Genomic DNA, 13,237 nt, shown 5'->3' with positions numbered 1-13,237 from the left:
GACGCAACCGGCTCCTCCAGAAAAAAATGTCATGCCAACATGATATCTCCATCTCTTTACAAAGTCGATGTTGTAAATCTAAGAAAACGTGAGCAAATGGAAGAAAACATTAATTTATAGTGGGAGGTTAAAATCAAATCAATGAAAAGCTTGTTATTCGATAATCGCAACTTTTCCAGGATGTGCTTGGCTTCATTGGTATCCTCAATTGGTGACAACCTTTATAATCTGGCGCTAACATTATTGCTATATAACATGACACAGTCTGTCGTCGGAGTAGCTGGAATGTGGTTGATACGGGCTGTTATCCGGATTCCGATTCAGTTTTTCTCTGGAATTATTGCGGATAAATTCAACCGGAAGAAGATCAGCATAACGATTTATTGGATCAGTGCGGTTCTATCCCTCCTGTTTGTCTTTACCTCAAGTTCGTATATTGTCTTTGCCTTTGTTTTGATTTTCCTGCTGCAGGGTACAAGTGATATGGATAATACAGCCCAAGCGGCTATGTTACCGGAGATTGTTGAGAAAAAAGATCTGGAGAGCGCAAACAGTGTTTTTAGCGTTATGGGAACGATCATTCTGTTAACGGCTCCTGGCATAGGCGGGATTCTCTACATTCATTTTGGCTCGGATGTCTTATTCGTTATTGATTCGTTGACGTTCATCATCGCCGCCATCTTGTTCACCAGGATCAACTACAACTCCGTTAAGGCTGAACAAGCATCTCCCAAGAAATTTATGCTATTTGCATTCGCCAAGGAAGGATACACCCAAATCAAGGAAAACCGAATGATCCTGGTGTTTATATCCGTTATGATGTGCTATGCCATCTTGGGAAGGTTTTATGAAATCTACAAGGTTTACGTTGCGGATCATATCATTAAGGTAGGCGCTGAGGGGATTGTCTACTTTAGTTATGCAATGGCGATCGGCAGCTTGCTGGGGCCGTTATGGATAAGATTAATAAAGAGAAAAGGACTTAATAAATACAACTCCTTTTTATGGATCAGCCTGTTTGCTTCAATGAGTTATATCCTTTGGGGCAATGCCGATATGATCGTCCTTAGTTATGCTGCGAACATGGCAATGGGATTTTTGGATTGCAATATGTCGATTCTGTGCAACAGCATCATTCAAGAAAAAGTGGATCACCAATACATAGGAAGAGTGATGTCCTTCTATAAAATAGCTATTGTGTGCAGCGCCATCCTGGGGATAGTCTTGGCGCCGGTTCTCTTGGAATTATGGAGTATAGGCGTTGCTATGCTCGCGGCGGGGAGTATAAGTATCGTGTTCATCGTTATGTTGATGAGAGTAAAAAGCAAAGGTAGTCCCGCATCTTGAGCCGTGCACAGCTTGTGGGTCTGGAGCAATTTATTGGCCGAACAAGTGGACGAACTTATGTTTCCGTAATGGAGCTCAATTTACTCGACATGGGTAGCTTGAAAGGACTCTTTTTCACAATTCGGAAAAGGAATATAAGGGGCTAAAATTCATGCGTTTGAATTTCCATGCTCAAAAGGAGGAGAACTATGTCTGCCCTATTCCCGGAGATCATCACCAACCTACCCGAAGCGGATATTCCGCTTAAGGGGATCAGCGCGTTTCTGTCTCAGGCGGATTCCCATCAGATCTTGTTTATGGAGTTTGCCGAGGATGTAGACTTGCAGGAGCATTCTCACGACAGCCAATGGGGAATTGTTCTTGAAGGAAAGATCGAATTGATCATCGACGGAGTGCAGCATACTTTCGTAAAAGGAGACCGCTATTTCATTCCGAGCGGTGCCAAGCACTCGGGTAAGATCTACGCCGGTTATGCGGATATAACCTTCTTTCATGAAAAAGACCGCTATCAGGTAAAGAAAGCATCTCCATCGGCTTGACCTGCCACCTATCGAGTGAACGAAAAGCGCCTGAAACCAGGCGCTTTTTTTACGTGAACCGAATCGCGATCGTTTTGCGATTGGTACTAGCGTCTCCCATCGTGACTCCAGAGGACCTTTATAACGACTGGCGACAATCCCTAACAGCAGTCCTGCGCGGGGCACTCCAATCACCGGAGATCGGAGGGAGTGCGACCGCGAAGCTGGCGGAAGACGCGGTTGAAGGTCCTCACGTTGGTAAAGCCGCTCTCGAGCGCAATCTCAAGCATGCTCAGGTTCGTCGAGAGAATCAACTCTTCCGCCTTGTTCAGCCGAATGTTGTTGAGATACGAGGTGAAGCTCATGCCGGTGATGCTTTTAAAGAAGCGCGAGAAGTGAAACAGGCTCATGTTGGCCTGACGGGCGGCATCCTCCAGAGTGATGACCTCAGCGTAATGGCTATCCAAGTAATCCAACACTCCCTGCATGACCCGCATGCTCATCATCCGCCTCTTGTCCCGCTTCAAGTCGGCGGGCTCGCAGCGGGCGAAGCGAAGGATCGTCCCGCACAGCTGGTACGCGAGCCCAGTGACGATCATCTCGTATTGCTCCGTCCTGTGCTTCGCTTCGTCCAGCAGCTCGTGCAGGAGCCGGGAGACAAGGCGATGGAAGGCTTCATTTTCCGGGGAGGAAAGAACGGCCTCGTCAAAGAACGGAGTAGCGAGGCGGATGCCGGTCGGCCAGCCACCGGGGCTGCCGATCATCTGCGGATTGAAGATCACGATAAGGACGAGCGAGTCGCTGTCAAGGCTTTCATAGTAATGAATGTCGCCACTGCCACAGACGGCGATGTCTCCCGCGCTAAGCAACCGGCTCTCGGAATTGATTCCCATCCGCAGGCTTCCCTCGATCACGGTGACAAATTCCAGGTCATTATGCCAATGGGCCAAAAAACTGATGTTGTGGCTGAGATAGGCGGTAAACGGGAGAGAGGAGTGATAAAACCGATTTTCGTGAAACGCTTTCATGAAAGTCTCCTTTGTTTTCGCAAATTCCTTCTCGATGAGTAAATCGTAGCAAAAAATGACTGGTCCGGCAACGGAATTGGCGAGCGTTGGAAGCGGCGCTGATTTACAATTTGAGCGAAGGCCAGAGAACATAGTTCATGCAAGCGAGGGGTTATTCAAGGGTTAATCAAGGATCAATGGAGGAACGATCAAGGATAAATTAAGGGAGGAATAGGCGGAAATGGCAAAGCAAGCGTTGATTGTTCGAGGCGGATGGGATGGACATGAACCGGTGGAGGTTTCCGAGGCATTTGCTGAAATACTGCGGGAGGAAGGCTTCGAAGTGGAAATCGCAGAATCGCTTAACCGCTTCCGGGACGAGGAGTCTTTGCTCGGGCTCAGTCTGATCGTTCCGGTATGGACGATGGGTGAGATCAGCGGCGAGCAGGTGCAGCCGGTGTTGAAAGCGGTCGAGTCGGGTGTCGGGCTGGTCGGCTGTCACGGCGGGATGTGCGATGCCTTTCGTGGCTGCGTTGAATGGCAATTTATGACCGGAGCCCAGTGGGTGGCGCATCCTTTTGGAGACGGAGTGGATTATGAGGTGAACCTCGTCTCGTCGAGCGACAGTCCGATCGTAGAAGGGCTTCGCGATTTCCGGGTGAAGTCGGAGCAGTATTACCTTCATGTCGATCCCGCGGTTCAGGTACTGGCGACGACGACCTTTTCGCTTAGTGACAGCCCTCACGCCACGAACGGCATCGTCCGGATGCCAGTGGTCTACACGAAGCGATGGGGACAAGGGCGGGTGTTCTATAATTCGCTCGGCCACCACGCCGATCTCTTCGACATCCCGGAGGCGAAGGAACTGATGCGCCGGGGCTTCCTCTGGGCGGCGCGCTGATCGAAAGAATGCTGCGCGGGACAGGACAGAGGAAGCTGTAGAGGACCTGCAGTGGAAGCTGTAGAGGAGCCTACAGAAGAAATTCAATAGCCAGAGAAGGCGAGGAAGCGACTATGGACAAAACCAAGATCGGAATTGTCGGCTGCGGCAACATCAGCGGTATTTATTTCGAAAACCTGACGAAGCTATTTCAAAATACAGAGGTTTTGGCTTGCTCCGATCTGACACGGGAGAAGGCTCAGCAAGCGGCGGAGCAATACGGGGTGCCTCGGGTGCTGACCACCGAGGAGCTGCTCGCCGATCCCGAGATCGAGATTGTCGTCAACCTGACGACGCCGGGCAATCATTACGCCATATGCCGCGATGCGCTGCTCGCGGGCAAGCATGTCTATGTGGAGAAGCCGCTGGCGCTTTATCCGGAACAGGGCCGGGAGCTGGTTGAATTAGCGAGAGAGCGGGGGCTGCTGCTCGGCTGCGCACCGGATACCTTCCTGGGAGCGGGGCTTCAAACCTGCCGCAAGCTGATCGACGACGGCTTTATCGGCGAGCCGGTTGCCGCTTCGGCCTTCATGGTCTGCCATGGCCATGAAAGCTGGCACCCAGCCCCGGAGTTCTATTACGCTCCGGGAGGCGGGCCGATGTTCGATATGGGACCGTATTATCTCACGGCGCTGGTATCGCTCCTCGGACCGGTATCCTCGGTGTGCGGCATGACCAAGACCTCGTTCTCGGAACGGATCATCACGAGCGCGGCGAAGTTTGGCCAGAAGATCGACGTCCAGGTGCCGACGCATGTGGCCGGAACGCTCCAATTTGCCGGCGGCGCGCTGGCCACGATGATCATGAGCTTCGACGTTTGGAGCAGCACCCTACCGCGGATCGAAATCTACGGTACGCGAGGGACGCTGATCGTCCCCGATCCGAATACCTTCGGAGGCCCCGTGTTGCTGCGGCATGAGCAAGGGACGTCCTTCTCCGAGCTACCGCTCCTGTTCCCTTACTCCGGAAACAGCCGGGGGATCGGGGTGGCGGATCTCGCGTCCTGCATCCGCTCGGGAGAGCGGCCGAGGGCTAATGGCGAGCTGGCGCAGCATGTGCTGGAGATCATGCACGCCTTCCACGTGAGCGCAGACTCCGGGTTCTATGCGGCACTCTCCCCGGCATGCGAGCGTCCACGCCCGCTGCCGTCCGGTCTCGTCCAGGGCATCGTGGACTAAGAGAGTTTTCTTCTAACCATTGGGATGGCCGGAGCACGAAAACAGCAATTATAAAATCAATTCAAGCTTCATTGGAAGCAAAAGAGCCTTCGAACCACGGGAACCGTGGCTGGAAGGCTCTTTTGCTTCTGTCAATTCACGTACCGAGAACGAGAAACCAAGAAGCGGAGATGCGGCAGGCAGGCGATTAGAGCTCACCCAACCGCACGGTTTGTCCCGGTCCGATCTCTACGGGTTGATTGTTCGCCGAAACCCACAATGGGCTGGCCGAGGGGTTATGCAGAATCGAACCGTCCACCGATAGCTGCAGGCGGTCGAGAGCCTGGAAGTAATCGATAATCTCCATGTTGGTCGCGTACCAGATGTCGGACCGGCCGCCCATGAGCGAGCAGAACCGCTCGATGTCCTCCCAATTGTTGTTGTCATGGAATTCATAGCTGTGACCCCATACATAGAAGAGGGAGGGTTTGGTTCCCCAAGGCTTTGGCGTCAAAGCCAAAAATTCTTCAGAGAGAGCCAGCATGTCGCGATGATGGCAAGTCGGATGCCAGAGCAGCGGTTCCTCCGGCAGATCGAAACGCTTAGTGGATTGGGTAGTCCGGGAATACTGGATGCCGAGCGCTTTCAGGATCGAGACGACCTCCGCATTATAGGTGCCAAAAGGGTAAGACATCCCCCTGACGGGGTAGCCGGCCAAGCCTTCCAACGAACGCCGGTCTTCCACAACCTCCATGATGATCCGCTCCCGAGGCGTCTGCTCCAGAAACGGATGGGTAACCGTGTGAACCGACACCTCATGCCCTGAATAGAGCGCCGTTACCTCCTCCGCCTCAATATAACCCTGCATCCCGAACTTGCCGGAATTGAGATGAAAGGTCGATTTGATGCCGTGACGGTTCAGAATATCAATTAACTTGCGGTCATGGATTCTTCCGTCGTCATAGCTCAAGGTCAAGGCTTTGGACAACCCGCCCGGAAAAAGATTGTAGGCCAATTTCATAGAAGTTCCTCCTGTCGCCCATTCTGGGCAAGTAGTAAGATGACTGTCATTCGCGGTATCTGCGGAAATCGGATGGGGAATACCCCGTCTCCTTCTTGAAGATCCGGTTGAAGGAGCGGTAATTCTCGAATCCGATCGCTTCGGCAATCTCAAACGTCTTGAGATCGGTCGTTCGGAGCAACAGCTTCGCTCTTTCGAGCCGCTGGCGAGTGAGGTATTGAATGAAGCTTTCGCCCGTCGCCTTTTTGAACATGGAGCTGAAATAAGGAACACTGTAATTGATCGAAGCCGCAGCCTCCTCCAGCTTATACGGATAATTGAGGTCCTCGCGAATGCGATTGACGATCTTCGAAATGGACGAGTCGATCTTGCTTCCGTATCCCTGCAGTTCCCTTAAACGGAGAAAGAAGGAGCAGGTGATGTCATGTGCGGCTGCGAAGGTCTGAATCTGTTCCATCTTCTTGCGGTAGTCGGATTCCAGCTCCGATTTGCCTTGCGCCTCCGGGAAAGATCCGCTAAGCTCCAGGAATACCCTCAGGTAGATCATTTTGATGTGCTCCGGGTCCCAGTGCTGTTCTTCCGCTTGTCTGCTGAAGGACTTCCTCTCGTCCTCAAGAGCGTCTCTGCTCATTCCGTCCAGCAAGGCCTGCTTCAAGTGCTGGGACCAGAATCGAACTTGATTATCCGGAACGGGCCTGGAAGAGAGCAGGGTTTCCCACTGATCCGCCGGAGCAGCGGTGTTCTTGTTGTAGAAAAAGGGATAAGGGGCGAATGAGAATCGCTTCAGGATTCCGGTCGTAACGTCTAGCCCACGATCGAAGCGGCATTGCAGAACGAAAACGTCCATTTTGAGATTGGCGGAGAAGAGCTCCGCCGCTTGCGTCGGCAAAGATGCGACTGGGTCTCCTTCCGTGGCATAGATGGCCATGAACCGGCCTTTATCCAGTGCGACGACTTTATTCGGCCCAACCGTGTTTGCCAGCTCCTGGAGAACATTGACTCCCGCGAACTGCCAAAGCTTCCATTCCTCCGCCTGCTCGATGGCAAATCGCAGCGAGTTGCGGTCAAATTCCAGCATGAGGGCGTTGAAGGGGCCATCCCTCACGGGAATCCCGACGTTCTCCAAGCCCTGCAGCCAGCGAGTTTCTGCCGTGGAATCCTGCAGCATTTGAAGGAATAGACTTTGTTCGATCTCGACCTCGCCAGCGCGTACCTTTTGCTCCAACTGAAGCCGCTTTTCCCTTGTGACCATCTGGGAGAGCGCTTCTCGGGTAAGCTCTTCCATGGTTCGGGTAAGCAGCTCCGGATCGGACAAGCAGTCGTCCTTGATCAGATAGGCGGCGGCCTTCAGCTGAATCGCCTTCTGTGCGAACTGGAAATCTTGATGGCAGGTGAGAATGACCGCCTGCGGCATTGATTCTCCATCATCTTGAATCTGCTTCAGCATCTCCAGCCCGCTCATGCCGGGCATGGTGATGTCCGTGACGATCAGTTGCGGTTTAAAGCTGCGATAGCATTCTAAGCCTTCCTGGCCGTCCTCCGCTTCACTAACCAGGCGGAAGAGATCTTGCCGCCGTTCGATCATTTGGCGGAATACCGTGCGCGCCGGCATCTCATCTTCAACCAACAGAACGCTGCAGTTAGTCATGCTGTTCCTCCCTTAGGATAAAGGTGTCTGCCGATAGAATGAACCAAATGGTCGTCCCGCCTCCCGGCGTGCTGCGGAGACGAATCTGCGTCTCTTTGCCAAACATCAGGCGCATACGCTGGTAGACGTTCTGCAAGCCGATGTTCTCGCTCGATTCCTCGCGTCCGAGATGAGCCTGCAGCTTCTCGAGCTCCTCTTCCGTCATACCGACGCCATCGTCCTCCACTTCGAGCAGCAGCTGCTCTCCGTCGGCGGCGTGCCGTACTCGGACGATGATCGATCCGGTATCCGCTTTGCGAGGCAGGATACCGTGGAAGACAGAATTTTCGATTAAGGGCTGTAGACTTAGCTTTGGAATCTCCGCTCGCAGCAAAGGTTCTTCAACCTCCGCCGAGAGGCGGATCTGGCACTTGTAGCGGAGATTTAGCAGACCGACGTATTCCTCGAGGTACTTCAATTCTTGCTGAAGGGTTACGGTCTGATCGAAATTTTCCATCGAGTAGCGCAGCAAAGCCACAAGCCGGCCCATCAGGTCATTGATCTTGTCGAAATCCTTCAACATGGCGAACATCCGGATCGTGTTCAAGGTGTTGTAGAGGAAATGCGGATTGATCTGCGATTGCAGGGCGCGAATCTCCAGCTTGCGCTTCAAATCCTCTGCTTCCTGCTGTTCCTCCATCAAATCTTGGATGCGCACGGCCATCGAATTGAGCATGCGGCCGAGATCGCCGATTTCATTGTTGGCGGTGTACGTGACGCGAGCGTCGAAATCCCCTTTTTTGATGGCGCTCACTTGCCGCCGCACCGCTTGAAGCGGTCTGTACAGCCGGTAGCCGGAGCCGAAGATGACCAACGCGCCTACGGCGACGAGCAGGATCAGGAAGTAAATGACCGTCCGGCTGATGAGCTTCTTGCTTTGGTTCAGCTCTTCCGAAGGAATCTCAGAGACGACGATCCAATGGTCGTACGTTGTCGTTTGCCTGACGGAGATGAGGGAGGAGTCGAGCAGAAACTGATTGGGCCGTCCCTCGTTGTTCCAATGCTTCACTATCGTTTGGACGCGCTCGTTATCTTTCTCCCCGTCAAGCTGACTGGTCGTGGCAATCGTATAACCGTCCTCCGTCAAAAGGGAGATGGATCCGGTCGATCCGAGCTCGATGTTCTCTATCAGCCGCTTGAATTCCCGGTTGTTCATGGAGATGAACAAAATTCCCTTCATCTCCTCGAAGGAAAAGAACGGGATGCGGCAGATCGAGTAAACCGAATTGTCCAAGAGCGGCTGATTCGGAAGGCTGTGCTTGTCCAGGAACTGGATGGTTTTGCCGGAGGACCTATACTGCTCGACCAGCGGCTTCAGCATCGAATCCTCCAAGGAAGTGGGGGCATCGTTGGAGGAGAGCACCTCTCCGGTAATCAGAGAATAGACCTGAAGCCCTTCCACATTGCCGATGACGGCTGATGCCGTGCTGAGCACCGAGATCAAGTCCTTTTTACGGACGACGTCCTCGTAATATTTCTCGGCGGGAGAAGTCAGCGAATCCTGAATGGAGGTGATGCGAGAATACTGCTCGCTGAGCTCCTGCAGGCGCGTCATGGTCAGCTCGATGCGGTCTACCACCTGGTTGACCAGCTGCTCGTTCAGCCGGTTGATCTGCTTTTCCACCATCGGCTCGGAGACGGAGATGGAAATATAGGAGAGTAGAATCAACGGGATGATGGAGACCCCCAGCATGACCAGAATCATTTTCATGTAAAAGCTGCGGGTGAGAAACCCGAAAAAAGGTGATTTCATGCCATTCCCTTTCCGAAAGCGGTCTCATTCTTATTATAGTACGGACCTCAGATAATCGAAATACGAATGACCGGAGATCATAAAAGCGGTTACACATTGACTCGGATATGACATGTTCATACGAGTTGCCAGTCGATATAATCCGAAGTGTAAAGCATTCTAATTCACTAGATGGGGGATACAAGGATGAAGAGAAGAACACTGGCGCCTGTCCTCGCGGCTACTCTGATGCTGGGTGCAGCTCTGTCCGGCTGCTCCGGAAGCGATTCCGCAAAGGATGAGAAAGGAAGCAGCTCGACGAGCCCGGGGGCAACGGCTGCGACTCCTTCTGCTCCAACTGCGATCAAAGCGATGACGATTTTGTTCGGGGATCCGCCTCAGATGACGAACAACAAAGCGCTGGAGGACTTGGAGAAGCGGGGGAATGTGGATCTCGACATGACCTTCGTTCCCTCGGAGGCTTATGCGGATAAGCTGTCGGTGGCGGTTTCGGCCGGAGACTCCTATGATCTTCTGCTGATGGACGGCGGCAAGAACGACAAGTTCAGCAATCTCGTCAAGATGGGCGCTTTCCAGGATCTGACGCCTTATCTGGAGAACACAAAGAACTTGAATTTAATCGATGACGCGGTATGGAATAACGTCAAAATCGAAGGGAAAGTATACGGCATTCCCCGGCCGCGCGGCCTGTACGGCGGCGGACAAGCCAGCTTTCTGATCCGCAAGGACTGGCTCGATCAGTACAACCTGCCGGTGCCGAAAACGATGGATGAGCTGACCCAAGCCATGCAGGTCTTCAAGGAGAAGGATCCCGCCGGCGGCGGCAAGACAATTCCGCTAACGCTGTTTGCTTCGGATGGCGCGAACAGCGCGGGGCCGTTCGATGGACTCCAGCCGGCCCTCTACGCTTTCGGAATCCCAAACACCTGGAAAATCGATTCCGACAAGCCGGTGCGTGATTTCCAAACGACGGAATACAAAACGATGCTTGAGTGGCTGCGGGATTGTTGGAGCAAGGGGCTCATCGACAAGGATACTCCCGTTCTGAAGAATCAACAGCAGGCACGCAACAAATTCCTAGGCGGCACTGCCGGTGTCTTCGCTGGCAACGTCAGCGACATCAACAGCCTAGACAAGCTGAAGGCAATCGACCCGAAGGCGGAGATCGCGATCATCGATATCATCGAAGGCGCGGACGGCAAGGCAGGCGTTCCGGTACTGGAAGGCTACTATGGCCTGTGGGCGATTCCGAGCTCCGTTCCGAAGGAAAAGGTTCAGAAGATCGTCGACTTCCTCGACTTCTCGGCAAGTGAAGAAAACTATGCTTTCTCGAAGGCTGGCGTAACCGGTATTCATTCCAGTGAATTCAAAGACGGCGTGGCCGTTCAGACGGATGAGCAGAAGAAGCAGTACGACCTCGACAAGCCGTCTGCCTTCATTTTAGAAAACCGCAGCGACCCTTATGTCTATGCTTCCTCGAAGGACCCGGCGATTCTGGTCGTGCAAAAGGCTTCTCTGGATGTGATCAGCCAACACGGCGTCAGCAACCCGTTCATTGCCTACAACTCGGCTACAGCCAGCAAAAACCCGGACAGCTACAAGAAGATGACGGTGGCGATGACCAAATACATCCTCGGCGAGCTCGATTGGAATGCCGTTCAAAAGGAAATCGACGCCTGGACCCAAGGGACCGGCGCCAAGATTACCCAAGATCTGTTCGAGCAGTATCAAGCGGACCATAAATAACAGGTTCATTTGGAATCGGTACGCCGATTGTGTGTAGCGCAAGGACTCGATAGGAGAGTTAACCAAGCTAGGAAAAAAGAATAGAGACGCCGTTATGAAATCGGCGGACTGGTAGATCGAATGACGGCGAGGGTGATCTTCGCGGCGGGCCTTTGGCCAAAGGCCGGAAGAAGCTCGGGAGGAGAGCCCTCGCCGGTATTTCGGATATGGAGGGGAGAACATGCACTCGTCATCACGGTTAGCTCGATTCAAGCAGCTGTGGCCGTTTTATGTGCTGGCATTGCCTGGCATGGCTTACTTCGCACTCTTTCATTACTTGCCCATGAGCGGTCTTGTTCTGGCCTTTAAGGATTACAGCCCCTTCCGGGGAATTGCCGACAGCCCATGGGTGGGCCTCGACAACTTTCGAGAATTTTTCAATACGCCCGACTTCCTCATGCTGCTGAAAAACACGCTGCTCATCAGCCTCCTCAATCTCGTGATCTATTTTCCCTTCACGATCCTCTTATCCATCATGCTCAATGAGGTTCGGCTGCAGATCTTCAAGCGGGTTTCCCAGACGATCGTCTATCTGCCGCACTTTCTGTCGTGGGTCGTGATCTACGGCATTACCATATCGTTCTTCGGTCCCTCTGGCGTCATCAACCACTATCTGGAGCAGTGGATCGGCGGTAGCGCCGGATTTCTGGTCAGCAACAGCTGGTTCCGTCCGTTGATCCTGTTCCAATCGATCTGGAAAGACGCGGGTTGGGGTACGATCATCTTCCTTGCCGCTCTGGCCGGAATCAATCCGGAGCTGTATGAAGCCGCACGCGTAGACGGGGCCAATCGCTTCCAAAACATATGGAACATCACAATTCCCGGCATCAAGAGCACGATCGTCATCCTCCTTTTGCTGCGTCTCGGATCGTCGCTGGATTCTAACTTCATGCAGATCTTCTTGATGACAAACAGCTTGAACCTGGATGTCTCCAACGTATTCGACCTCTATGTCTACCATGTCGGCTTAGAGCAATTCAATTACAGCTTCGCGATAACGGTAGGCATGTTCAAATCCATTGTCAGTCTGATCCTGGTCTTGAGCGCCAACTATCTGGCCCGGCTGCTGGGTGAAGAAGGCATCTTATAAAGGGGGAGGAGAGACGAAATGAAAGCACGGATATCCTGGTTTGACCTGACCATTGTTTGCGTGATCTCGCTGATCAGCCTGACGGTCATTCTGCCTTTTCTGTATATTATCGCGGTATCGTTTAGCCATCCTGCCCAATCCATGTCCGGTGAATTCTTCATCTGGCCGCGGGATTGGACCTTGGATGCCTACAAATACCTGCTGAGCGCCAGCACCTTCCTGAGATCGCTTAAAAACTCGGTCATCATTACCGTGATGGGAACCGCTCTGAGCCTCACGGTTTCCATCATGCTGGCCTATACGCTGTCGAAGAAGCATGTGCCTGGCCGAAAAGCCATGTTGATGGTCATTTTCTTCACGATGATCTTTCACGGCGGCATGATCCCGAGCTACCTGGTCGTCAAAAACCTGAATCTGATCGACAGCTACGGAGCCATTCTTCTTCCGGCGATCACCAGTGCCTACAACATCATGGTCATCCGCTCCTTCTTCCAGAGCTTGCCTCCAAGCCTGGACGAAGCGGCCAGGATCGACGGAGCGGGCGAGTTCCGGATTCTCTTCTCCGTCGTCATCCCGCTGTCCAAGCCGATTATCGCGACGTTCACGCTCTTCTATATGGTTCAATATTGGAATGAATTCTTCTCAGCGGTCATTTACCTAAACGATACGAGCCGTTGGCCGATTCAGCCTCTGCTCCGGCAGATGGTGGCGATCAGCTCGTCCAATATTTCCTCCGAAGCGGCTCTCGACGCGCAGTTGGCTGCGAACTTGGGGCCGAATGTGCAGAATGCGGCCATCCTGCTCGCCATGCTGCCGATCGTGACGGTCTACCCGTTCCTGCAAAAGTACTTTGCCAAAGGGGCTATGCTGGGCTCGATCAAGGAGTAGTCCGCAGACCCCGTAAATTCAAACGAATGCCAGGTGATGATTCG

At 53.0% G+C, this 13,237-nt stretch carries 11 protein-coding genes; 7 read left to right on the top strand and 4 right to left on the bottom strand.

Annotation, left to right across the window (positions count from 1 at the left end; all coding sequences use genetic code 11):
• Positions 1-141 precede the first annotated feature (141 nt).
• Both BN2684_RS12760 and BN2684_RS12755 read left to right on the top strand, forming a co-directional pair.
• On the top strand, positions 142-1,347 hold the full coding sequence (locus tag BN2684_RS12760; RefSeq protein ID WP_058302499.1) for an MFS transporter: 1,206 nt from the start codon (positions 142-144) through the stop codon (positions 1,345-1,347).
• A 188-nt stretch (positions 1,348-1,535) separates the two neighbouring features.
• Entirely contained in the window at positions 1,536-1,886 is a 351-nt protein-coding gene (locus BN2684_RS12755) for a cupin domain-containing protein (RefSeq protein WP_058302498.1), read from the top strand.
• Positions 1,887-2,056: 170 nt separating this feature from the next.
• Here the strand turns inward: BN2684_RS12755 and BN2684_RS12750 are convergent, their stop codons facing one another.
• Entirely contained in the window at positions 2,057-2,893 is an 837-nt protein-coding gene (locus BN2684_RS12750) for an AraC family transcriptional regulator (protein ID WP_058302497.1), read from the bottom strand.
• A gap of 220 nt (positions 2,894-3,113) precedes the next feature.
• On the opposite strand from BN2684_RS12750, the gene BN2684_RS12745 reads away from it, so the two are divergent.
• Both BN2684_RS12745 and BN2684_RS12740 read left to right on the top strand, forming a co-directional pair.
• Positions 3,114-3,773, top strand: coding sequence for a ThuA domain-containing protein (locus BN2684_RS12745; protein WP_058302496.1), 660 nt, complete (start codon positions 3,114-3,116; stop codon positions 3,771-3,773).
• Positions 3,774-3,886: 113 nt separating this feature from the next.
• Entirely contained in the window at positions 3,887-4,990 is a 1,104-nt protein-coding gene (locus BN2684_RS12740; protein WP_058302495.1) for a Gfo/Idh/MocA family protein, read from the top strand.
• A 187-nt stretch (positions 4,991-5,177) separates the two neighbouring features.
• Here BN2684_RS12740 and BN2684_RS12735 read toward each other — a convergent pair whose 3' ends face one another.
• From BN2684_RS12735 to BN2684_RS12725, 3 genes are read right to left on the bottom strand one after another with little or no spacing between them, the layout of a single operon-like run.
• A complete protein-coding gene (locus tag BN2684_RS12735; RefSeq protein ID WP_058302494.1) occupies positions 5,178-5,990 on the bottom strand; it encodes a polysaccharide deacetylase family protein in 813 nt (270 codons plus the stop codon).
• Between the two features lie 46 nt (positions 5,991-6,036).
• Positions 6,037-7,638, bottom strand: a complete 1,602-nt coding sequence (locus BN2684_RS12730) for a response regulator transcription factor (protein ID WP_058302493.1) — start codon at positions 7,636-7,638, stop codon at positions 6,037-6,039.
• Positions 7,631-9,430, bottom strand: a complete 1,800-nt coding sequence (locus BN2684_RS12725; protein WP_058302492.1) for a cache domain-containing sensor histidine kinase — start codon at positions 9,428-9,430, stop codon at positions 7,631-7,633. Before BN2684_RS12725 ends, BN2684_RS12730 begins: the two co-directional genes overlap by 8 nt.
• 186 nt (positions 9,431-9,616) lie before the next feature.
• On the opposite strand from BN2684_RS12725, the gene BN2684_RS12720 reads away from it, so the two are divergent.
• The 3 genes from BN2684_RS12720 (at position 9,617) to BN2684_RS12710 (ending at position 13,193) form a co-directional block, all read left to right on the top strand.
• Positions 9,617-11,176 carry an extracellular solute-binding protein gene (locus BN2684_RS12720; RefSeq protein WP_058302491.1) on the top strand — a complete coding sequence of 520 codons (1,560 nt, stop codon included), beginning with the start codon at positions 9,617-9,619 and terminating at the stop codon, positions 11,174-11,176.
• A gap of 220 nt (positions 11,177-11,396) precedes the next feature.
• The gene (locus tag BN2684_RS12715; RefSeq protein ID WP_058302490.1) at positions 11,397-12,305 is read left to right on the top strand and encodes an ABC transporter permease; all 909 of its coding nucleotides are present in this window, start codon (positions 11,397-11,399) and stop codon (positions 12,303-12,305) included.
• Positions 12,306-12,323: 18 nt separating this feature from the next.
• Positions 12,324-13,193: a carbohydrate ABC transporter permease gene (locus BN2684_RS12710; RefSeq protein ID WP_058302489.1), complete on the top strand. Its 870-nt coding sequence runs from the start codon at positions 12,324-12,326 to the stop codon at positions 13,191-13,193.
• The last annotated feature ends 44 nt before the right edge of the window (positions 13,194-13,237 follow it).

This window comes from Gorillibacterium timonense, from assembly GCF_001457415.1.
In the GTDB taxonomy this organism is placed as follows: Bacteria; Bacillota; Bacilli; order Paenibacillales; family NBRC-103111; genus Gorillibacterium; species Gorillibacterium timonense.
This window is presented reverse-complemented; position numbering and strand designations above follow the sequence as displayed.